This is a genomic window from Shewanella carassii, from assembly GCF_002777975.1.
In the GTDB taxonomy this organism is placed as follows: domain Bacteria; phylum Pseudomonadota; class Gammaproteobacteria; order Enterobacterales; family Shewanellaceae; genus Shewanella; species Shewanella carassii.
This window is the reverse complement of record NZ_NGVS01000003.1, coordinates 77,538-99,268: the sequence shown is the minus strand read 5'-3', so window position 1 is coordinate 99,268 and position 21,731 is coordinate 77,538. Positions and strand designations below refer to the sequence as shown.

The 21,731-nt window shown below is 52.6% G+C and carries 25 protein-coding genes; 11 read left to right on the top strand and 14 right to left on the bottom strand.

The window, feature by feature from the left end; all coding sequences use genetic code 11:
• Positions 1–3: 3 nt before the first annotated feature.
• The 10 genes from mshL to CBE72_RS00635 all read right to left on the bottom strand — a co-directional run bounded on the left by mshL (position 4) and on the right by CBE72_RS00635 (position 9,968).
• Positions 4–1,683, bottom strand: a complete 1,680-nt coding sequence (gene mshL, locus CBE72_RS00680; RefSeq protein WP_100141870.1) for a pilus (MSHA type) biogenesis protein MshL — start codon at positions 1,681–1,683, stop codon at positions 4–6.
• Positions 1,683–2,009, bottom strand: coding sequence for a general secretion pathway protein GspB (locus CBE72_RS00675; RefSeq protein WP_229672032.1), 327 nt, complete (start codon positions 2,007–2,009; stop codon positions 1,683–1,685). Before CBE72_RS00675 ends, mshL begins: the two co-directional genes overlap by 1 nt.
• The gene (gene gspM / locus CBE72_RS00670; RefSeq protein ID WP_100141869.1) at positions 1,990–2,649 is read right to left on the bottom strand and encodes a type II secretion system protein GspM; all 660 of its coding nucleotides are present in this window, start codon (positions 2,647–2,649) and stop codon (positions 1,990–1,992) included. The genes CBE72_RS00675 and gspM overlap by 20 nt, the downstream gene beginning before the upstream one ends.
• Positions 2,646–3,245, bottom strand: a complete 600-nt coding sequence (locus CBE72_RS00665) for a PilN domain-containing protein (protein WP_100141868.1) — start codon at positions 3,243–3,245, stop codon at positions 2,646–2,648. The genes gspM and CBE72_RS00665 overlap by 4 nt, the downstream gene beginning before the upstream one ends.
• Positions 3,242–4,126 (bottom strand): type IV pilus biogenesis protein PilM, encoded by an 885-nt coding sequence (locus CBE72_RS00660; protein WP_229672033.1) that lies wholly within the window; start codon positions 4,124–4,126, stop codon positions 3,242–3,244. The genes CBE72_RS00665 and CBE72_RS00660 overlap by 4 nt, the downstream gene beginning before the upstream one ends.
• A gap of 191 nt (positions 4,127–4,317) precedes the next feature.
• Positions 4,318–6,231, bottom strand: a complete 1,914-nt coding sequence (gene csrD / locus CBE72_RS00655; RefSeq protein WP_100141867.1) for an RNase E specificity factor CsrD — start codon at positions 6,229–6,231, stop codon at positions 4,318–4,320.
• A gap of 228 nt (positions 6,232–6,459) precedes the next feature.
• Complete coding sequence (locus tag CBE72_RS00650; RefSeq protein WP_100141866.1) at positions 6,460–7,707, bottom strand: malic enzyme-like NAD(P)-binding protein; 1,248 nt, start codon at positions 7,705–7,707, stop codon at positions 6,460–6,462.
• 176 nt (positions 7,708–7,883) lie between these two features.
• Positions 7,884–8,720: a thermonuclease family protein gene (locus CBE72_RS00645; protein ID WP_100141865.1), complete on the bottom strand. Its 837-nt coding sequence runs from the start codon at positions 8,718–8,720 to the stop codon at positions 7,884–7,886.
• A 79-nt stretch (positions 8,721–8,799) separates the two neighbouring features.
• On the bottom strand, positions 8,800–9,462 hold the full coding sequence (locus tag CBE72_RS00640) for an SDR family NAD(P)-dependent oxidoreductase (protein WP_100141864.1): 663 nt from the start codon (positions 9,460–9,462) through the stop codon (positions 8,800–8,802).
• Positions 9,459–9,968, bottom strand: coding sequence for a hypothetical protein (locus CBE72_RS00635; RefSeq protein WP_100141863.1), 510 nt, complete (start codon positions 9,966–9,968; stop codon positions 9,459–9,461). Before CBE72_RS00635 ends, CBE72_RS00640 begins: the two co-directional genes overlap by 4 nt.
• A gap of 211 nt (positions 9,969–10,179) precedes the next feature.
• Here CBE72_RS00635 and ubiD point away from each other — a divergent pair, with 211 nt between their 5' ends.
• From ubiD to CBE72_RS00620, 3 genes are all read left to right on the top strand, one after another.
• Positions 10,180–11,661 carry a 4-hydroxy-3-polyprenylbenzoate decarboxylase gene (gene ubiD, locus CBE72_RS00630; RefSeq protein WP_054744491.1) on the top strand — a complete coding sequence of 494 codons (1,482 nt, stop codon included), beginning with the start codon at positions 10,180–10,182 and terminating at the stop codon, positions 11,659–11,661.
• 67 nt (positions 11,662–11,728) lie between these two features.
• Complete coding sequence (fre, locus tag CBE72_RS00625; RefSeq protein ID WP_100141862.1) at positions 11,729–12,427, top strand: NAD(P)H-flavin reductase; 699 nt, start codon at positions 11,729–11,731, stop codon at positions 12,425–12,427.
• A 155-nt stretch (positions 12,428–12,582) separates the two neighbouring features.
• Positions 12,583–12,963 (top strand): gamma-butyrobetaine hydroxylase family protein, encoded by a 381-nt coding sequence (locus tag CBE72_RS00620; protein WP_100141861.1) that lies wholly within the window; start codon positions 12,583–12,585, stop codon positions 12,961–12,963.
• A gap of 43 nt (positions 12,964–13,006) precedes the next feature.
• Here CBE72_RS00620 and CBE72_RS00615 read toward each other — a convergent pair whose 3' ends face one another.
• The 3 genes from CBE72_RS00615 to CBE72_RS00605 form a co-directional block, all read right to left on the bottom strand.
• Positions 13,007–14,101 (bottom strand): MJ1255/VC2487 family glycosyltransferase, encoded by a 1,095-nt coding sequence (locus CBE72_RS00615; RefSeq protein WP_100141860.1) that lies wholly within the window; start codon positions 14,099–14,101, stop codon positions 13,007–13,009.
• A 9-nt stretch (positions 14,102–14,110) separates the two neighbouring features.
• Complete coding sequence (locus CBE72_RS00610; RefSeq protein WP_100141859.1) at positions 14,111–14,623, bottom strand: phosphatase PAP2 family protein; 513 nt, start codon at positions 14,621–14,623, stop codon at positions 14,111–14,113.
• Between the two features lie 121 nt (positions 14,624–14,744).
• Positions 14,745–14,987, bottom strand: a complete 243-nt coding sequence (locus tag CBE72_RS00605; RefSeq protein ID WP_100141858.1) for a YgjV family protein — start codon at positions 14,985–14,987, stop codon at positions 14,745–14,747.
• Between the two features lie 334 nt (positions 14,988–15,321).
• Between CBE72_RS00605 and rraA the strand changes: the two genes are divergently transcribed.
• Together rraA and CBE72_RS00595 are read left to right on the top strand one after the other, a co-directional pair.
• Entirely contained in the window at positions 15,322–15,807 is a 486-nt protein-coding gene (gene rraA, locus CBE72_RS00600; protein ID WP_025011574.1) for a ribonuclease E activity regulator RraA, read from the top strand.
• Between the two features lie 108 nt (positions 15,808–15,915).
• The gene (locus CBE72_RS00595) at positions 15,916–16,938 is read left to right on the top strand and encodes a formimidoylglutamase (RefSeq protein WP_100141857.1); all 1,023 of its coding nucleotides are present in this window, start codon (positions 15,916–15,918) and stop codon (positions 16,936–16,938) included.
• A 76-nt stretch (positions 16,939–17,014) separates the two neighbouring features.
• Here CBE72_RS00595 and CBE72_RS20035 read toward each other — a convergent pair whose 3' ends face one another.
• The gene (locus CBE72_RS20035) at positions 17,015–17,197 is read right to left on the bottom strand and encodes a hypothetical protein (RefSeq protein WP_157929012.1); all 183 of its coding nucleotides are present in this window, start codon (positions 17,195–17,197) and stop codon (positions 17,015–17,017) included.
• A 12-nt stretch (positions 17,198–17,209) separates the two neighbouring features.
• On the opposite strand from CBE72_RS20035, the gene ubiE reads away from it, so the two are divergent.
• From ubiE to tatC, 6 genes are read left to right on the top strand one after another with little or no spacing between them, the layout of a single operon-like run.
• Positions 17,210–17,965 carry a bifunctional demethylmenaquinone methyltransferase/2-methoxy-6-polyprenyl-1,4-benzoquinol methylase UbiE gene (ubiE, locus tag CBE72_RS00590; RefSeq protein WP_100141856.1) on the top strand — a complete coding sequence of 252 codons (756 nt, stop codon included), beginning with the start codon at positions 17,210–17,212 and terminating at the stop codon, positions 17,963–17,965.
• 1 nt (position 17,966) lies between these two features.
• Positions 17,967–18,599, top strand: a complete 633-nt coding sequence (locus CBE72_RS00585) for a ubiquinone biosynthesis accessory factor UbiJ (RefSeq protein ID WP_100141855.1) — start codon at positions 17,967–17,969, stop codon at positions 18,597–18,599.
• A complete protein-coding gene (gene ubiB / locus CBE72_RS00580) occupies positions 18,596–20,245 on the top strand; it encodes a ubiquinone biosynthesis regulatory protein kinase UbiB (protein WP_100141854.1) in 1,650 nt (549 codons plus the stop codon). The genes CBE72_RS00585 and ubiB overlap by 4 nt, the downstream gene beginning before the upstream one ends.
• A gap of 59 nt (positions 20,246–20,304) precedes the next feature.
• A complete protein-coding gene (gene tatA, locus CBE72_RS00575) occupies positions 20,305–20,550 on the top strand; it encodes a Sec-independent protein translocase subunit TatA (protein WP_044735310.1) in 246 nt (81 codons plus the stop codon).
• Between the two features lie 6 nt (positions 20,551–20,556).
• A complete protein-coding gene (gene tatB, locus CBE72_RS00570; RefSeq protein ID WP_100141853.1) occupies positions 20,557–20,961 on the top strand; it encodes a Sec-independent protein translocase protein TatB in 405 nt (134 codons plus the stop codon).
• A 10-nt stretch (positions 20,962–20,971) separates the two neighbouring features.
• Positions 20,972–21,727: a twin-arginine translocase subunit TatC gene (gene tatC, locus CBE72_RS00565; protein WP_100141852.1), complete on the top strand. Its 756-nt coding sequence runs from the start codon at positions 20,972–20,974 to the stop codon at positions 21,725–21,727.
• Positions 21,728–21,731 lie beyond the last annotated feature (4 nt).

Genomic DNA, 21,731 nt, shown 5'->3' with positions numbered 1-21,731 from the left:
CGGCTATTCCTGTGGATACCAGCGGTCGAGCAAGCTCTGGGAGCGTTGCAGCTCTTTTTGCCAGGTGCCATCAACCACCACAGTCGGCTTGAGCAAAATCACCAGCTCAGTCTTGCGCTTTAACTTGCTGCGATTGGTAAAGGCTTCACCGATAAAGGGAATATCGCCAAGCAGCGGCACCTTGGATACCACTTCGGTATTCTCGCTCTTCATCAGGCCGCCTATCACTACCACATCGCCGGACAGCGCCTTGATGACAGTATCGGACTCACGGATTTCACTCTGGGCCAAGGGCAGATCCAACGCCGAGTCACTGATCTTGATGCTCTTGTTCTGCTCTTTCACATCCGTGACTGAAGGGTGCACATGCAGCAGCACACTGCCGTCTTTGTCTATCTGAGGCGTCACGTCCAGAGCGATCCCCGAAAAGAAAGGCGTCAACTCCACCTCAGGCGAAGTCACCGGCGTGGTACTGGCCACAGTGGTGGAGGAGACATCCGTGACAAAGTATTCATCACGGCCAACTTTGATCACCGCCTTCTGGTTGTTGGACGCTGTCACTCTGGGACTGGAGAGCACATCGACATCGCCTTGGGTATCGAGCAGGGTAATCATAGCGGCGAAATCTGTGCCTTTGAGTGATAAAGAGGTTACCCCTCCGATCGCTTCGGTGATCTGATTGCCAAACGAGCCCTCGCTGGTGCCAAATTTGATATCAGTATTACCGTCGGCCAAAGCGCTGCCAAGCACATCCTGCCATTGGATCCCCTGCTGATAACCATCGGAGAGGGTGACTTCGAGGATCTTGGCTTCCAGAATCACCTGCCGCTGCAGATGGCTCTCAGCGGTGGCAAGGAAACTGCGAATTTGCCGCAACTCGTCCGGATAGGCTCTGACGGTTACCAAGCCGGCCTGAGGTGTCACCACCACTGAGCGACCATCACCGCGGCTGCCGAGAATCGATTCCAGGGTCTGTTGCAGTTCGCCCCAGAAATCTGTCTTGGTGCGGGAACTGATAAAGGTACCGTTGGTGTTATTGCTGTTCTGGTTGTTGCCGTTGTTACTGGTGTTATTGCTGAAATTACTGTTACTGTCGTTACCCTGACTGTTGTTCTGGTTGTTATTATTGCCGTTATTGTCGTCAGAGATCCTACCCGAGCTGACCGAGGTCAGCGACAGGCCGATGCGTTCCATATAAAGGTAATTGACCGGGAAAGTCTCGGTTCTAAGGCCAGCGGGATAAACCCTCAAGACTCGTCCTTCACGGCTGATTTCATAGCCGTAAATGTCCTGCACTACCTGTAAGGCTTCACTCAGGGTCACCCCCTTGAGCGACAGAGAGATATTGCCGTTCACTTGTGGGTGCACAGCCACGCTGAAGGGCGTGCCTTCCACCAGACTCGGAAAAAATACCCTGGCATCGACATCATTAGCCGAGACATCGAAGCGTCGCTCGGTCTGCATGGGGGTTGCCAGTCCACTCAGGAGACTATTGGCATTCAACTCCTGCTGCACACCGGGAGGCAGGCTGGCCGGAGGCGGCACCACCGCCTTGGCATTTTGCTGTGCCAAAGAGTCGCGTAACGCCTCTTTGGAGGCGGCTGGGTTGGGCCTATCCGTGGTTTGACAGGCCGCCAGGCCCAAAGCCAACAACGGCAGCATATAGGCGAGTCTGGTTTTCATTAATGTTTTTCCTTGCGCTCGGTAATCGCTTGAAACAGATAGAGACGGCGACCATCGGCCAGCAAAACGCTGTTCTGATCGATAAGGCTTAACACCACTCCCTGAACTCTGTCTCCCTGGCGGTAAATTTGATTATTGATCACGGCCCGCTTGCCCTGTGGCCCCTTGAGCAGGCTGTTAAGCACTAGGCTCTGCTCGCCCGGCTGCTTGGTCGAAAGGCTCAATCCCTGTGCCGGCATGGTGGGATCCCGTAAACTGGCGGCAACGAGCTCCTGGCTACAGAGCAGCGCCAATAAGATTATGCCCTTAGCGAGTAGATGCCACACTGATAAAGTCCTCATTGATGCTGAGCGTATATAACTCGAGTTGCACACTGGCCTTGGGATACTCAGACACCCGGTAATCCAGGCGTTTCCAATAGAGCTTATCCGGCATATTTTCCACTGCCAGCATAAACTTAAGCACAGCAAAATAGTCGCCCTCAAACTCCAGCACTATCCCATGACTATAGAGATTCATCTGCTGCTCATCGTCCTTACCCACCACCAGCAAAGGCGTTGGTGCAATAGACTTGAAGCCGGTCAACTGTATACCCTGAACCCGCTCTAACAAGGCGGTGAGCAGGGCTGGCATATAGTTGGCTGGCACCATGTCGACCATCTGACTGTCCAGCTGTTGATCCAGCGCAGCGATATCACGATTCACTTGCGCCAAACTTGCCTTGAGCGGCGTATCAGGGTCTTCCGCCAGACGTTGGCGATAGAGTGCCAGCTGCTGTTGACTGAGCTTGATGCTACTCTGGTCGGCATGCAGGCGTTGCAAATTGCTCTGGCGCTCCAGCCAGAAAGACTCCAGCGGCAGATATAGTAGTAATAACAGCAACAACAGGGCGGCTCCTGCCACCATGCCTCTCTCTCTTTGGCTCAGGCCATTAAAAGCCTGCCCTAGGCGCCGAAGGAAACTCATTTTTTCACCTCCGGAGCGTTACTGGTCAAAACAAAGCCCAGCGGCTGACCAGGCTCACGAGCCATAGTCATAGAGGCAAACGAGCGCCCTCTCAGGCTCTCGGTTTGTTTGAGCTTGTCTATCCAGCGCGGTAGGCTCTGTGGATATTGGCCGAAACCTTCAAACTCCAGCAGATCGTCTTCCAGCTTGATGCGACTCAGCCACACACTGCCATCGGACACTTGGGCCAACTCCTGCAATACAGGTGCAAACCCCTTGGAAGTCATACGCTCCCGCTGCCCAAGTTCGGTCAGCAGCATGCGCTTGAGCTCACGTTCCTGAGTTCGACGTTCCAGTTCAATGACCAGCTCGGCACTCGGCTGACGCTTGGCCAGTTGGGCCTCTAACTGCTGCTTTTCAACATCGAGTAGCTGCCGCTGAGCATTGATCTCGACCAACTGTTTGGCCAGAGACTGTTGTTGCCACCATCCCAGGCCGATAAGCACTCCTCCCAACAACAAGAGCACACCTGCAACAGCCAGCAGGCGGGTGAAACTCAACCTTAATCTGGGGGGCAGGAGTGAAGAGGAATAGAGGTTAATCCGGGTCTTGCTCATTTGCTTCCCCGCTTAAGTTCCTGATAGCTGAGTTCAGCCATTTTCATACCAACATCCATGCCATTGACCGGACGCACTTGTTGATTAAAGTTACGGGATATCAACTGAGCCAAGGCATCGGTTTGCCCCTGAACCATGAGGTCGATTGAGGCCACCGGTGCTTGCCTGAGCTGACTTTCAAAAAAGTCCATCGAACGTTGGATCTCCAGGCTCAAGGTATCGGCAATACCAAATCCCAAGGATTCAGCATCGGTCTGATGCAGTTCAGAGAATCCGCGGATATGTCGCTGCATATAGAGCTCACCTTCACGCACCACTGTGAGCAATAACTCCTGTCCCGGCACTTGGCTTATCACCAACCTGGCCAAAGGGTCTTGGTTAAAGAGGTTAGTGGGCAATAACTCTTCGATGCTGATCCCCGCCAGCTCCATGCCAGCCTGGTCTATTTCTTGGGCCAAGGCCGATAAACCACTGCGGGAACAAACCACCACATTGAGTTTGTCACTGCTTTTTATCGGCGATTCAAAGTAATCCAGGTGAATATCGGCCGGTGGAATACTGACCATATCTTTGATAGCCCACACCAGTGCCTGGGCCATCTCATCTTCAGTCACTCTGGGCCGGTCGGCATTCAGGAGTTGATAGCGGCCAAAGCCCAGAGTTAACTGCAGCTTGGAGGGGCCAAAGTCGGCATAAATGGAAGCAAACAGGGCATTCCAATCATCCTGTTCAATGGGATAGCTCTGACAAAGGGTATCCTGATTATCACTAGCGGGACGAAAGACCCAGGCCTGATTAGCCGCGAGGAAGAGGCCGGTAGCGGCACCTGAGTGGGGCGAGCCAAAGTGAAAAAGGCGACTGATAAATGACATATTTGTCATAGATAACCCCTGAGTCCCTGTGAAAAACTGGTGAAACCGCAGACAAAGACAGGGTCTACGGCCCCTAAAGATTTAAGTCAATATTTTGGCGTGACTATTTTAAAGACTAATCACTTCATTTTATAGGCAAATCTTCTCAAACTGAGAACTGCTCTTAAAGATAGGTCTGCCATTGCTGATAAACAAGTCAATCAGGCTATTTCAGATACAGGTTCACTGAACCAACTGCCCTGGGCGGCACTGACCCCGAGTATTCTCAACGTTTGCCACTCTTCGAACAGCTCCACCCCTTCGGCACAAACCTGTACTTCGGTGCGGTAGAGTCCACCTATCAGGCTACGAACAAACAGCTGATTTTCCGGCCGTAGATGGATCTGCCGCACTATGGATCTGTGCAATTTTATCAGCTCGAACCCCGTGTCCTGAATATATTGGGTACTGATCACCTGCTGCCCCACATGATCGACACACAGGCGCGCGCCCATTTTACGGATCATCTGCAGCCGGGAGGCGATTTTCTCCTGGTTGGGCGCCGCAATATCCTCACTGATCTCAAAGATCAATCTACCGGTCAGATCACGATATTCCAATAAAGTCGTGCGCAACCAACGAATAAAGGCGCGGCTCATCAACGAATCCAGGCTCAGGTTGATGCTGAAACAGACCCTCTTGTCCGCCTCTTTCGGCAATAACTCAAACAAGACTCTTTCCAGTGTCTGGCGTTCGATTTGCGGCATCAAGCCGCATTTAACTGCCATCGGCAAAAACAGGGTCGCCCGCACCAGGTTGCCCTCGGGATCTCTAGCTCGGGTAAACACCTCTCTGTGATGCAGCTTGCCATCACAATCCATCACGGGCTGGGTATAAGCCAGAAAACGCTTGTTGACCAAGGCCATTTCCAAAAAACTGCGCCAACGCACCGAGCCCTTGGCAAACTCCTGATCCACCGCGCCCTTATCATACATGAACCAGGTGTTGATCCCCTGCAACTGCGCGGCTCTCAGCGCCATTTCTGCCTCTTCCAACAACTGCTGCTGACCATCCCCCACCTTGAAGTAAGCGCCGCCGAGATGATAGAAGTTGTCGGCGTTGTCCAGCTTGGGCAACACTTGGCTTTGGCAGACTTTTAACAAACGGATTGCCAGTTGATCAGCCTCAGCCAGGGAAATTTGGGTCACCACTATCGCAAACTGGTTATGGGAGCGGCGGGCAAAGAAACTATTGGGTTGAGACTGCAGGATTTGACTGATGCCGTTGACGTTTTGTCTGAGCAGCTCCAGCGTCAGGCTGTCCCCCAACTTTTGTTGCAACAGATCCAGATCCTCCAACTCCAGCAGGTAGAGCACCCCATGGGCAATCATGCCCTGCTCATTGCTCAGGGCATCGAGGCGATTATTGAGAAACAAGCGGTTACCTATGCGGGTGTCGGGATCCAAAAAGGTATTACTGCGGATAAACTTGTCAAATCTGGCACGCTCTTTCTGGGCATCGGCCAGCTCTTCCAGCAAACGACTGAGGGCGCGGTTAATCAACCTCGGCTTCCCCTTGCCCGGCATCGCCAGTGCTTTTTCGTGCTCACCCAGAAGGATCAAACGGCTGCGCTGTGCCAACTCTTCAATCCCCTCCAGTTGCCGCGAGTACCAGAGATAGCCGAAGCGAACAAACGCCAGTACGGCCCCCACACCAACAAGAATAATCAAGACTTCGTACCAACCGGGCCTGTGCTGTGAAAACGGCTGCGGCAGTTCCAATTCCATCCTTAACCCAGGTTTGCCTTTAAGCTGAGCGTGATAATAGACCAGGCTCTCTGAAGCTATATTACCTTTGTATTCAAACAGTAATTTATCGTGATGCCAGAGCTTAAAGCTGGCGGCATTGTAGGCGAGTAACATGGGGGGCAGCCAGGACTCCAGCTCCCAGTTGTTGCTGGGCTGGTATTGATTGGCCAACATGGTTTCCAGCTCTGTGACCTTCTGTTGCTGGAACTTATAGGTCAGCTGCAGAAAACTCATCATGGCACAGAGCAAAAATACAAATGCCACAGTCGTCAGCGACAACAGCCAAAAGCTGGTGAGTTTTTTGGTGAGAATTCGGGTGAGTTTCATCGAGGGCGTTCCTGCCAGTCTTCTTATTCTTCTGGGTGTTGAGCCGCCTCACTGCGGGAACTCAGTGGGTTGATTATTCAGTAGCCATGCACAAAAGGCAACCGACGCAAACAAATGCTTTGGTTACCCCACAGAAACAACAAAGGGGCCAACTAGGCCCCTGATACCATTTCCGATAAAGTTTGACTCGGTAAACGTAAGCGAAATGGTACTTGAAATATGCGCCGATCAGACTTCCTGATATTGCGGCAGTGTGTCTATCTGCGCCACCCCAGAGTCTATGGCGGCTTGGGCCACAGCCTTGGCGACTTTAGGTAGCAATCTTGGGTCCATCGGCTTGGGCAACACATACAGAGGGCCAAAGCTCAACTCGCTGACATTGGGGTAAGCCGCCAACACAGATTCAGGCACAGGCTCCTTGGCCAGTTCGGCAATGGCATAAACCGCAGCTATCTTCATCTCATCATTGATGCGGCTGGCACGCACATCCAGGGCGCCACGGAAGATGAATGGGAAACAGAGCACATTGTTGACCTGGTTAGGATAGTCGCTACGACCGGTTCCCATGATCAGATCCTTACGTATCTCATGGGCCAGCTCAGGCTTGATCTCGGGATCCGGATTGGAGCAGGCGAAGATCACCGGCTTCTCGGCCATCATGGCCACTTCCTCGGCGCCGAGAACATCAGGGCCGGACAGTCCCAGGAACACATCGGCGCCCTTGATCACATCCTGCAAGGTGCGCTTGTCTGTGTTGTTGGCAAACAGCGCCTTGTACTCGTTGAGATCTTCACGGCGAGTATGGATCACGCCTTTTCTATCCAGCATGTAGACATTTTCACGCTGGGCACCACACTTGACCAACATGCTCATACAGGCAATAGCCGCTGCGCCTGCGCCCATACAGACAAATACCGCCTCTTCCAATTTCTTACCTTGGATCTCGAGGGCATTGATCATCCCGGCGGCAGTAACGATTGCCGTACCGTGCTGGTCATCATGAAACACAGGAACCTGACAGCGCTCGATCAGTTCACGCTCAATTTCAAAGCACTCGGGCGCCTTGATATCTTCCAGGTTGATACCGCCAAAGGAGTCGGCAATCGCCTCAACCGTATGAATAAACTCTTCAGCTGTACGGTGTTTTACTTCAATATCAGTGGCATCGATATTGGCAAAGTGCTTGAACAACAATGCCTTTCCTTCCATTACCGGCTTGGATGGCAAGGGGCCGAGGTTACCCAGTCCCAAAATGGCGGTACCGTTGGAAATCACGGCAACCGTGTTGCCCTTGTTGGTGTATCTGTACGCATTGGCAGGATTGGAAGCGATTTCACGTACCGGCTCCGCCACCCCCGGGCTGTAGGCCAGCGCCAGATCCATACTGGTCTCGGCGGGCTTGGTCAGCATGACTGCAGTTTTGCCTGGAACGGGAAACTCATGATAGTCGAGCGCTTTTTGACGGAAATCTGTCATTTTAAAATCCTGAAATGCGGAATGATATTAAGTAAAAAACCGTACAAACACAGGTCTGGATCACTGCGAAACTCTCACCACAGTGACTCAAATCACAAGGCGCTAAAGATACGCGAAAAGGCGCGATTTTAAAACAGTGGATGGCAAATTTTCCAATTAAGTCAGGCTTTTTGCTTCTAAGGGGGATTTTCCAAACTTATCTGTGAAGGATGAGTGGCAATCATCTGCCATTTTTTGTAGGAAAAATACAACCTACCCCGCACCACAACGGCTCTCTTAAGCGAGTTCAGCGCCAAAACATTGCTAAAATTACCAGATCCGGCCTGAGGTATGCCGACATAGAAGTTATCATCCAGAATAAGCCACAAATACTGTCCCTTTCTTTCAAAATCTGTCACTACACCTCTGACCAGGCGATATTGATTTAAATCCTGCTGGCCGATAGCCAAAGTCGCCTTGGGCGCATAGTCGTCAAACTGCCACAAGCCGACATTCTGAGTGCGCGCTTGTTGCTCCAACTCGGCAAAGCATTCCCAAAATGGATGTTCCTGATAGACCCTGGCCATGGCGAAACCCTGTTGCAGCAACGCCTGCTGCAATAATAAACCATCCGCAGTAAACACATAGGCCAGAGTGCGACCATGAGGGTCTAGTTGGGTCGGGCCATACATCAGCGCCAGCTTGTCCCCCACGTTGAGCTTAGAGGCGACAAAGGCTCTGGCCTCCAAGCTGTAGGGCTGGGAGAGGCCCGGATACTGATGATCTATCTCGGGGGCATTGACGCCTATCAAGCGTATCAGGCGACCATCTTTGAGAGTGAGGGTATCACCATCATTGATATAGGCGAGTGTAACCGTTTCGCTGGCAGTATAGGGAATGCACAGATTGTCTGCGGCATTGGCCTGCACCCATCCCGTAGACAGCAGAGTGCCCAGCAACAACAAGCAATTTATCAAACCCGAATGCAGGCCAAAGCCTGCGCCTAGGCGATTAAGGTTCCATTGAAATATCATAGCGCCTCCCTTGGCTGTGTTACTTCTTGGCGGCCCCGACTCACAGTGCAAAATCTTTTTTAACTGTTAACTATGTATCCTAGCCCCGGGTCAGGGTGATATCCGAAACATAGCCGTGATCGCAGTTTTGTAAGGCGTTGCTTAACATGATTGCCGCTTCATCGGCCGTCATAAAACTCGATGTATCCACCAACTTACCGCTGCTGGGCCAAAAACCGGTTGCCATTCCACCGGGGTAGACGGCTATCAGTTTTATTTTGCTGCCTTTGAGTTCCAAGCGTAAGGACTCCAACATGCCTCTGACGGCCCACTTTACCGCGCAGTAACTGCTCTCTTCGGCCTTGGGTTGCAGCGCCGCGGTAGACATGACAATCACCAGTGTCATGCTCTCTTGCCGCCAACGAGCTAGCATGGCTCTGAGCAGCAATAGAGTAGACAACAGATTATTGTCGATAAGGCTCTTGATCTCGGCCGGTGACTGAGTTTCCAGGTTACCGAAGCGACCGCTGCCGGCACAGTGCAGCAGCATTTCGGGGGCCTCGCCCAAAGTGTCGAGCAGAGCCTCAATCGCGCTCGGATTGGTTAAATCTGTGGCTTGGCAACTGACACCGGGCAACTCTGCCGCCAGTTGCTGCAACCTCTGTTCACTGCGGCCGGTTAACAGTAAGGACTCACCTTCAGTATGATAGCGCCTCGCCAGCGCGGCCCCCAAGCCACTGCTGGCTCCGGTGATCAATTTCATTTGTTTTGCTCTCCAACTTCAGATGGGGACTGCGGCAGAGGCCGATAGGTTTGGCTTTGCCAGTCAAATTGATAAGTCTTGCCCTGCCATTGATACAAGGTGCGATTACCTTGTTGTATCACCCTGGTGTTGGCCGGTAGGCTGGCGCGACTCTCGGTGTCCGCCAAGGTTTCGAAGTGAGTCGTGAATCGCTGCGGTGGCGCAACCACCACAGGCTCCGGCTTGGGTTGCCTGCGATATACATAGGGGCGCTGCCAGCGATCTCTGTACCAAGGTTCATCCCACTGCCAGCGATTCCACGGGTCATAGCGCCAGGGCGATAGCCAGGGATTATTGACGCCCCAATACAGGCCCCAGTGACTCCTAGAGCCATGGTTATGGTGACGGTTATAATCTTCTCTATGAATATCCCTTTGATAGTGGCGCTCGGCATGGGAGTTATCTCCGGCAGCAGCCAACAGTGGCAAACTCATCAGTATCAGACTCAGGAAAATAGCTCGTTTCATATAGCCTCCAGGCTTCAAGGCCCACTGCTTGCATGCTACTACGCCTAGCGCTTGGTTTCATCTGGGACCAGAGGAGTCTTCAGCCCCAAATAAACATATAGGCACACAAGATCTCTGAAGCTTAAGGATTAAAGCTTAACAGTTAACCACCGCTATGATTAATGCTATAGTGCGCGCCATTAATGCATTCGGCAGCGGAGGCTATTTCCACATGAGTTTTAAGGATTTACGCAGTTTTATCGATCACCTTGAGAGTCAGGGTGAGCTCAAGCGTATCAGCTATCCGGTTGATCCTTATCTTGAAATGACCGAGATAGCCGACCGGGTGCTGCGCGCCGGTGGCCCGGCCCTGCTGTTTGAAAACCCCAAGGGCAAACAAATGCCTGTGCTGGTTAACCTCTTCGGGACTCCGAAACGGGTCGCCATGGCACTGGGTAAAGATGATCCCATGGCGCTGCGAGACGTGGGCGAACTGCTGGCGTTTCTCAAGGAGCCCGAGCCCCCCAGGGGCTTCAAGGATGCTATTGCCAAGATCCCCATGTTCAAGCAAGCACTGAACATGCCGCCCAAAACAGTGCGTAACGCCCCTTGCCAAGAGGTGGTGTTGCAAGGCGATCAGGTCGACCTGACCGCCCTGCCCATTCAGCACTGCTGGCCCGGCGATGTTGCACCGCTGGTGACCTGGGGTTTGACCATCACCAAGGGGCCGAGACAGAAACGCCAGAATCTGGGGATCTACCGCCAACAACTGCTGGGCAAGAACAAGCTAATCATGCGCTGGTTGTCACACAGAGGCGGCGCATTGGACTTTGCCGACTTTAAGCAGCAGCACCCAGGTGAAAAATATCCCGTGGTAGTGGCGCTGGGCAGCGACCCTGTCACCATCCTCGGCGCCGTAACTCCAGTCCCCGATGCCATGAGTGAATATGCTTTTGCCGGACTGCTGCGCGGTGAGCGCACCGAAGTGGTCAAGGCCTTGAGTTGCGATCTGGAAGTACCGGCCACCAGCGAAATCATTCTCGAAGGTTATATCGATCCCGAAGAGATGGCGGTGGAAGGCCCCTACGGTGACCACACAGGTTACTACAATGAAACCGACAGCTTCCCTGTGTTTACCGTAACTCATATCAGCCACAGAAAAGACGCCATCTACCACAGCACCTACACGGGAAGGCCACCGGATGAACCGGCCATGCTCGGGGTAGCACTCAATGAGGTCTTCGTTCCTATCCTGCGCAAGCAGTACCCGGAAATCGTTGACTTCTACCTGCCTCCGGAGGGGTGTTCCTACCGGATGGCGGTGATCTCCATCCGCAAACAATATCCCGGCCATGCCAAGCGGGTGATGATGGGAGCCTGGTCTTTCCTGCGTCAGTTTATGTATACCAAGTTTATTGTCATAGTCGATGAAGACGTGAATTGCCGCGACTGGCAGGACGTTATCTGGGCCATAACCACTCGGATGGATCCCAGCCGCGACACTGTGATGATAGACAACACCCCCATTGACTATCTGGATTTCGCTTCGCCCGTGGCAGGGCTGGGATCCAAGATGGGCCTAGATGCCACCAATAAATGGGAAGGTGAAACCAACCGCGAATGGGGCACCCCCATAGTGATGGATCAAGAGGTTAAACAGCGAGTGGACGAGATTTGGGAACAGTTGGGCATAGAAGACCAAGCGACCCTTTAATCACAATGACTGCTTTAAACCGAAACTAAAAATAAGCCTTCAACAGAGAGGTAAAAAAGGAAGTTCGATGAATAGTATCCGCTGTAAGATAGAGAAAATTGCCCCATTCAATGACGCTGTGTACCAAGTATTGCTGCGCCCCGAAAAACCGCTGGAGTTCAAGGCCGGTCAGTACCTGCGTGTAGTAATGGATGAGAAAGACAAACGTTCTTTCTCCATAGCTTCGGCTCCAGGCAGCGAACTCATAGAACTTCACATAGGTGCGGCCGTCAGTGAAAACTACCCCATGCAGGTGGTCGAGCGGCTGAGAAACAGCAGCCATATCGATATCGAAGCCCCGGGCGGCGAAGCCTTCCTCAGGCACCAGAGTGTCAGGCCTAGGCTCTTGATTGCCGGTGGTACAGGTTTCTCCTATATCAAGAGCCTGGTGGAGCAGCAAATCGCCTTGGGGCAAAAGGTGGAAACCCTGCTCTATTGGGGCTGCCGCAACCCAGAAGCCATGTACTACGAAGCCATCGCCAGAGAGTGGCAGCAAACATACCCCTGGTTACATTTCGTGCCGGTCGTAGAGCAGGCAGAGGCCGGTTGGGCTGGGAAACAAGCCAATCTACTGGCGCAGATACGTTCAGACTTTGTCAGCCTGGTGGGCTATGACATCTATATTGCCGGTCGTTTCGACATGGTCGGGGCTGCGCGCGAACAATTCCGCGAGATGGGACTGGATGAAGCCCACCTCTACGGCGATGCCTTCGCCTTTATCAAATAGGTTATTCCCCCATTATCAATCACGGCCGCTGCATGCGGCCGCTATTTTTTGCCACCATTAATGTGTGTCAGCTCTCATCCATCGGGGTGCACAGCCCAAGCGCTCTGACATAGAATAAGCAGATACACAGCAACGCCGGATACAATGGAGTTCCCATGAGTCACCCTCAAGTCACATCACTGAAACTGAAGCGTAAATCCAAACTGCTCGAGATAGGCTTCGATGATGGTAGTCAGTATCAGCTGAGCTGCGAATTTCTGCGGGTTCACTCTCCGTCGGCCGAAGTTCACGGCCATGGCAACCCCAAGCTGGTGACTCACAAGAAAGAGGTCAATATCAGCGCCATCGAGCCGGTCGGCAATTATGCGGTGAAACTGGTCTTCGACGACGGCCATGATACCGGCCTCTATTCCTGGCAGATACTGCACCAGCTCTGCACCCAACAAACTGAACTCTGGGAACAGTATTTGGCGCGATTGCGTGCCGAAAAGGGCAGCCGTGAAGCCCTGATCAGCATGAATATCAAATATAACTGAGGAAGATGCGAACAAATTCCGCGAGGAGTTATTCGTACCTTTGCTAGCGGATCAGCGAGCCCAAAGGCAGTCCGCTGAGCGCCCTGGCATCCTGCTTGGAAAACCAGGTGTCGGGTAATGTCACCTGCTGCCACAGCTCCCGGCACAGCGATTGACTGTCCTGCCAATTGCCTGCCAACAGCCAAGGCACCAGCAGATCGCCCACATCCGGGTAGTTAATCGGCTCAGGGCTACCCCGTTTGAGCCAACGTTTCACCGTTTGCGGCTCCAGCGTCATCATGCTGTCGGCCGCTGCCAGCAGCTCCAGGGCGGCCACATTCGACAGCTGTTCAAACTGCCCAAGCAAGGGTTTAACCAAGAGCTTTTTACCCAAGGTCAGGGCTTCACTGGCCAGTTCAAATCCGGCATTGGCTATCACCCCACCGCAACTGGCGAGATCGGCCTTGAAGCCTTCACGATCAAAACCATGCCACAGAATATGCTCAGGTAAAGCAACTGGCGCCGCCTGGCTGTGATACACCATAAAACGGTAGTCATGGAAAGGGTGCAACAATTCGGCAATAGCTTGTGGGCTCTCAAACGGCAGATACACCAAAATATCGTGCGAATGTTCCACGGCGCAGCGACTGACATCGACAAAGGGCGGCAATATCGGATAACCAAAGTGATGCCAGTGACACCCCAATGCCTGATCCACCGGGGCAAAGTTCTCCAGCAACCAGTTATTGAACCAGGAGTTTGCTACTTTGGGCACCGGATATCTGAGGGAAGCCTGATGGCTGATGCTTATACTGGGCACTCCCTGACGCCTGGCGGCCCAAGCCGAAACCGGCTCAAAGTCATTGAGCAAGAGATCATAGCCACTGAGATCCAATTCGCGAATGTCCCGCCAAAGCTCAATGGCGGAATTGTGCATCACTGTCTTGGGGATGCTGACCCGTCCCTTTTGAGTCACAAAAGTCAGCCCGGCACAGACTCGGTAATCGCCGAAGGCCTGCATATCAAAAAACTGCTCCGGCTGGCGACCACTGAAGAAATAATCAACCTGAATATCGTGCTTTGCCAAGGCTTTGGCTACTACTCTGGCGCGACTCAAATGGCCATTCCCTGTGCCTTGAATGCCGTAAAGTATCCGCATTGATAGTCCTTATATCCAAACTACTGCTATGAGAGTGGCACTGCTGCCCAAAAGGGCACCGGCCAAGATATCGAGAGGGTAATGAACACCGAGAAACACTCTGGAAACCCCAACCAGGCCAGCCCAGATAAATGCCGGCACTGCCAGCTGCGGGTAAATTTGCCATACCGCACTGGCGAACACGAAGGCACCCGCCGTATGGCCGGACGGCAGACTGAATTTGTCAGAGGGCTCAAAGCTGGCCCTGAAGCCCACCATAACCTGATGGCATGGGCGTTTACGGCGAATGGCATTTTTCAGCAGCAGGTACAAAGGCAATTCCACAGCGTACGCCAACAGCAACAAGGCGAAGAAACGCGACCCATCCTGCTCCAGCAACATGAGCAGCGCCAGACACAGGTAAAGCGGACCATTACCCGATGCAGACAACTTCAGGGCACAGGTTTCCAAGTCATATTTGCGGCCAAATTGTGTCAGCGCGCGAAAGGTTCGAAGATCGAGTTCAGCAAGGTAGGTAAACATGGCTGAGGCTCCTTCTGTGGACAGTAAGGAGCCGGGGCAAGGGCTCCAACCTGTGTAGCAGTAAAGAGCCTAGTCAAGGGGTGTGACGGACAGGTGACACCTGCCCTAAGCTTTTATGACATCAGGCGGTGACAGTAGCCCGACCGCGATAGATTTTGATCAAATGATAGATGTTAATACAGGCCACAAAGGCGTTCATCCCTGCTACTGGCCAGGCAGAAATAGCGGCACCGTAAATCACAAACAGGGTACAACCGGTAAAGTTGATCCAACGCAGCCAGATGATGTCCTTCATCATCAGAGAAATGGCCACCATGATGGAGGCAAAATAGCCAATAATTTCAATTGTGTTAAGAGCTTCCATAAGGCACCTCATTCAGGCTCTCTGCCATCCGTAAGCCTGACGGGGGATCCGTGCCCCTAAAGCAGGTTAAAGTTAAGTAAGTTTGAATGGCACCAATGCTAACAAAAGTCACAACAGAGTTGTAATAAAAATACGTTATTTAATGACTCACATCAAAAAACGCTGCATATATAGACAGGAGTTACGAAATATTACCACGCAAATGTTAACGGAGAGAAAATCCAGCAATACCGTGATTGATAACACTTTTCTTTTCAAGAATCCCTTATATACTGGCATTTAGTGCGTTATCCCGCGGTCTTGTCAGACCCTGCGGTTCAACAGGAGTGTAAATATGGAATACAACACCTCAGAACTTTGTGACATGTACCTGGATGTTGTCGATGTCGTCGAGCCTATGTTCAGCAACTACGGTGGCTGTAGTTCATTTGGCGGCTCCATTAGCACCATCAAGTGTTTCGAAGACAACGGCCTCATTCTCGATGTATTGCAGGACGATGGTGAAGGAAAGGTTCTGCTGGTAGACGGCGGGGGTTCTCTGCGCCGGGCTCTGATCGATGCCTCGATTGCCGAGGTTGCGGTCAATAACAACTGGGAAGGCATTATCGTTTACGGTAGCGTGCGCGATGTTGATGCCCTCGAAGAGCTGGATATAGGTATCCAGGCTCTGGCCTCCATTCCTGTTGGTGCAGATGGCAATGCCATTGGTGAAGTGGACATTCCGGTGAACTTCGGTGGTGTCACCTTCCTGCCGGGCGATCATATCTACGCCGATAACACTGGGGTGATCCTCTCTCCCGAACCCTTAGATATCGACTGATAATCTCTGTTGAACTAAAGCCGGCTTCCGCCGGCTTTTTTGTTGCCTTTTGCTCAGCCTCGGCCAGAATAGAGACTATTCTTGCCCCGTCAGAGAAAGGGATATTCTATGGAACTGCCGCTCTCCCCCATCACGCAAGCCAAGCTGGCTCAATCTTTCAGCCCCAGAGAAGGTGAAACCCGCCTTGGTCAGAAAGTGCGCCTGCTGCCAGGCGCGGCAAGCTATATGGATGCACTGACTCAGGCCAAAGCCGCAGGCGCCCGTTTTGCCATTATCGGTATCAAGGAAGATCTTGGGCCCAGGGCCAATCTGGGGCAAGGTGGTGCCAATCAGGCCTTTGATGCTATGTTGCCGGCGCTGCTCAATCTGCAGTCCAACCGCTTTCTCAGTGGTGAAGAATGCCTGCTGCTAGGGGAGATCACCCCGGTTGCCAATGCTGCCAATGATTGTCAGCAACTCAGACAAGAGGTGGAGTCGCTGGATCGGCAGGTTATCGAGGCGCTAACTCCGGTTTTTGCCGCTGGACTTGAGCCCATCGTCATCGGCGGTGGCCACAACAACGCTTTTGGCATACTTAGCGCCGCCCGGGCGGCATTATCCAAGCCGCTGGCGGCGGTCAATCTGGATCCTCATTCAGACTTCAGGTTGCGGGAAGGCCGCCACAGTGGCAATGGTTTCAGTTACGCGGCGGCCAACGGCGCCCTGGGGCATTATCACGTGCTCGGGCTGCATGAACTGAAAAACAGTGAAGCCAATCTGGAACAACTTACGGCATTTGGAGGCAGTTGGCACAGCCTGCAGCAGATTTGGGTACGCCGCGAGCTGAGCTTGGAACAGGCTCTGAGCGACATCGCTCGCCAGCTGCGCCATACGGGACTACCTGTCGCCATAGAGCTGGATCTGGATGCCATAACCCAGATGCCTTCCAGTGCCTCAACCGTTGCCGGTATTCCGCTGTTGGATGCCGCCCACTATGTCAGCCATATGGCGCGCCACACCCCGAGTGTCTATCTGCATCTGGCCGAAGGCGCCCCGGCATGCCACGATGCAGGCCTAACCGCCGGTTACAAGGCCGTGGGTCAGTGCCTTGCCGAACTGATTTACGCCTATCTACAGGCCAAACAGGTTTGAGAACCAGCACCAATCCTCGTCATAGCGTCGCAGCGGCATCACTGGCTCGAGCCATATACCCATGGCCACGGCATTCTCAACCATTGTCCAGAATACGATAGCCGCCGGGACTATTCACCCCCGGCTGATATTGTGGTCTAATGCGCAGTCTGGCCATTGGGCCAACAGCGTTTTTTACTGCGGCGATCACAGCTTGGTCGCGCAAAGATTCAGCAAGCCGCACCAATAGCTTACACTCGCTGCAATACAAGTTAGTCATAGGAATACACTGATGTCTGAAGGCTCACCAAAGAGTACACATTTCGGGTATAAAACTGTCGAAGCCGAAAAGAAGGCCGACCTGGTAGCCGGAGTCTTCCATTCCGTTGCCGCTAAATACGACATCATGAACGATGTCGCTTCCTTTGGTATCCATAGATTCTGGAAACGCTTCACCATAGAATGCGCCGGTGCTCGTCCGGGAATGAAGGTATTGGATCTTGCCGGTGGTACCGGTGATTTAACCGCCAAATTCTCGCACCTGGTGGGTGACAAGGGCCAGGTTATTCTGGCCGATATCAATGATTCCATGCTCAAAGTCGGCCGCAGCAAGCTACGTGATAAAGGCATTGTGGGTAACGTCAGTTATGTCCAGGCCAACGCCGAGGCGCTGCCCTTCCCGGACAATCACTTCGATATCATCACCATCGCCTTTGGTCTGCGTAATGTGACCGACAAAGACGCGGCGCTGCGCTCCATGCAACGAGTCCTGAAACCGGGCGGCAAGCTGCTGGTATTGGAGTTCTCCAAGCCCCAGCATGAGATCATGCGCAAGGCCTACGATCTGTATTCATTCAAGATCCTGCCCAAGATGGGTCAGTTGGTTGCCAATGACGCCGACAGCTACGAATACCTGGCCGAGTCTATCCGCATGCACCCGGATCAGGAAACCCTGAAGCAGATGATGCTAGACGCTGGTCTGGAGCAGGTGGATTACATCAATATGACCGACGGCGTAGTGGCTCTGCACCGAGGCTATAAGTTCTGAGATGAATGAGTTGAGCCTGACATCCCAGGGACGGCTGCTGTGCTGCGCCGCTCTGGAGATGGCGCTTGAAAAAGTCATCGACCAAGCCGAGGGGGAATACGCCCGGTTGAAGTCGCTGCACGGTAAAGTCCTGTGCCTGCAACTCAGTCAATTGAATTGGCCGCTTTATTTAGTGTTTGCCAAGAAAATTCAGGTGCTTTCCAGCTATGAAGGCGAGGTGGCCGTGGTCGTCAAGGCCGATGCCACCACTTTATATCGCTTGGGTGAAGGCGAAAGCCTCACCGAGCTTATCAAACAAGACAAGCTGGTCATCGAAGGCGAACTCGCCCTGCTGCAAACATTCAGCCATTTTCTGCAGCAGGTCAGGTTTGACTTTGCCGAGCCTTTGTCCCGGTATCTGGGCGATGCCCCGACGCATATCTTGTTTAGCGCTCTGCAGCGTGCCAAAGCAGATTTAAGTCGGGTGTTTAGCAAGACCCAGTCCCATCTGGTGCAATTAACTACCGAAGAATACGGATTAGCCCCTCATCGGCTTGAATTTATTCACCATTGCGACAAAATTGACGAACTTGCGGCCGCCACGGACGCCTTAGAACAACGACTCGCCAATTTGAAGGACAAGAAAAGCCCATGAGTTTCGCCAGTATCAAGAGAGGATATCAGGTTATCAGCATTGCCCTGCATTATGGCTTGGACGAGCTGTTGCCGAAAAAGTTGACCCCTTGGTACTTCAAGCTCTGGCGTCGCAGTCTGTTCTGGCTGCGCAACAAACATAAATCCAAGGCAGGTGGTGAACGGCTGAAACTGGCCATGCAAGAGTTGGGGCCGGTTTATATCAAGTTCGGCCAGATGCTCTCCACCCGGCGCGATCTGCTCAGCGATGACTGGGCCCACGAATTGGCCATGCTGCAGGACAGGGTCCCGCCATTTGACTCCAAGTTGGCGCGGCAAGCCATTGAAGCCGAGCTCAAGGTCCCCATAGAAACCCTGTTTGACGATTTTGATGATACCCCGCTGGCCTCGGCATCTATTTCCCAAGTACATACGGCAACGCTCAAGTCCAACGGCAAGCCCGTGGTTCTCAAGGTATTACGCCCCAATGTAGAGCAAAACATTCTCGCCGACCTGCAGCTAATGAGCCAGAGTGCCAAGCTGCTGGAAACCATTCTCGGCCCGGATAATCGCCTGCGCCCAGCCGAAGTGGTGGAAGACTACCGCACTACCATTCTGGGAGAGCTCAACCTTAAACTGGAAGCGCTCAACACAGTTAAGCTGCGCAACAATTTTCTCGACTCCAACGCCCTCTACATTCCCTATGTTTATGAAGAACTGAGCTATCAGCGCTTGATGGTGATGGAGCGTATCGAGGGGATCCCTGTATCTGATATAGCCGCGCTCAAGGCCCAGGGCACCAACCTCAAGCTGTTGGCCGAGCGTGGGGTGGAGCTCTTCTTTACCCAGGTCTTTCGCGATAATTTTTTCCACGCCGACATGCACCCGGGCAACATCTTTATTTCTCGTGAGCACCCGGAAGATCCTTTCTATATAGGTCTGGACTGCGGCATCATGGGAACGCTCAACGACACGGATAAACGCTATCTGGCGGAAAACTTCCTCGCCTTCTTCAATCGTGATTACCGCCGTATCGCCCAGCTATATGTGGAATCCGGTTGGGTTTCGGCCGATACCGACATTCAGGCCTTCGAGCAAGCAGTCAAAGTGGTGTGTGAACCCATGTTCAACAAGCCGCTGGATGAGATCTCCTTCGGCCATGTGCTGCTGGAACTGTTCCGTACCGCCCGCCGCTTCCATATAGTAGTACAGCCGCAGCTGGTCTTGCTGGAAAAGACCTTGCTCTATATCGAAGGCTTGGGACGTCAGCTCTATCCTCAGCTGGATCTGTGGCAAACGGCCAAGCCTTTCCTCGAGCAGTGGATGGCCGAACAGGTCGGTCCCAAGGCAATGTTCAAAAAAGTGCAAACACAATTGCCCTTCTGGTCTGATAAACTTCCAGAGTTTCCGGAGCTGATATATGACAATCTGAAGCTGGGGCGAAATCTCCTTGGAGCTCAGCAGCAGATGTTGGACAAATATCTGAAGCACCAGCAGAAAGCGCACAAGAGCAATTATTTGTTAATCACATCCGCAATTTTGTTGATCTGTGGCACGATTTCACTCAGTCAGGACGCTACACTGTGGCCTTCCTATGTCACTATGGGAGCCGGAGCAATCCTGTGGTTTATTGGATGGCGATCCAGGCCCAAAATTAAGAAATTTTAATTAGTACATTTTAATTAAAGGTTCATAATTGAACCAAGATTATCTAAGAGGAAACCTTCATGGGTGGTATCAGTATTTGGCAACTTCTCATCATCGCGTTAATTGTAGTGCTGCTGTTCGGCACCAAGAAGCTGCGTTCACTGGGCGGCGACCTCGGCGGAGCAGTTAAGGGATTCAAGAACGCCATGTCCAGTGACGAGGACAAGAAAGCCATCGAGGACACTTCTGCACAGAATACTCAGGCAGACCCAAAAGCACAGGCGGCTGACAAGAAGCCAGAGTCCAAGGACAAAGAACAGGCGTAATTCCCTATGTTCGATGGTATCGGCTTTATGGAGCTGCTGCTCATCGGGGTATTGGGGCTGGTCGTTCTCGGCCCCGAACGTCTCCCGGTAGCAGTGCGTTCAATTACCGGTTGGATCCGTGCCATGAAACGCATGGCCAATTCGGTCAAAGATGAACTTGAGCAAGAGCTCAAGATCGAGCAGTTACATGCAGACCTGAAGAAGGCCGAGAGCAAGGGCCTCAGCAATCTGTCACCTGAATTGCAAGAGTCTATCGATCAACTCAAGGAAGCGGCCCAATCGGTTAACCGCCCCTATCAAGTTGAAGATACCGCCCGCACTCAGGAAACTCCCAAGGCAGAGATGCCCGCCGGAGACAAGGCACCGGCCTCGGAAGCGGCAACCAAGCCTACAGGTACTGATACTAAATAATGGGTAACGCATGTCGCAACAGCAACCATTAATCAGCCACTTGCTGGAACTGCGCACTAAACTGCTCAGAGCTATCGCAAGTGTGCTTATCGTGTTTATCGCCCTGGTTTACTGGGCTAACGACATCTATCACTATATGGCGATCCCGTTGATGCAGTCACTGCCGGATACCGGCAGCATGATTGCAACGGATGTGGCCGCGCCATTTTTCGCTCCCTTTAAATTAACGCTGGTATTGTCTTTTTTCATTGCAGTGCCCTATGTGCTGTATCAGATCTGGTCTTTTGTTGCGCCCGGACTGTATAAACATGAAAAACGCTTGGTTATCCCGCTATTGGTAAGCAGTACCTTACTGTTTTATTTAGGGATCGCCTTTGCCTATTACGTGGTGTTCCCAGTCGTATTCGGTTTCTTTACCAGTGTGGCTCCAGAAGGTGTTCAGGTCGCGACCGATATCAGCAGTTATCTGAGCTTTATTCTGAAACTGTTCTTTGCCTTTGGTTTAGCATTCGAGATCCCGGTCGCCGTGATCCTACTGTGCTGGGCCGGTGTCACTACCCCCGAAGACCTAAGAGCCAAACGCCCTTATATTGTGGTCGGCGCTTTTGTGGTGGGTATGTTACTGACACCGCCGGATGTTATCTCTCAGACTATGCTGGCCGTGCCAATGCTGTTATTGTTTGAGGGCGGACTCTTTGCTGCCCGTTTCTACAGCAAGGCTTCGGATGAATCAGACGAGGACGAGTCCGAAGAAAAACAGGCATAATCGG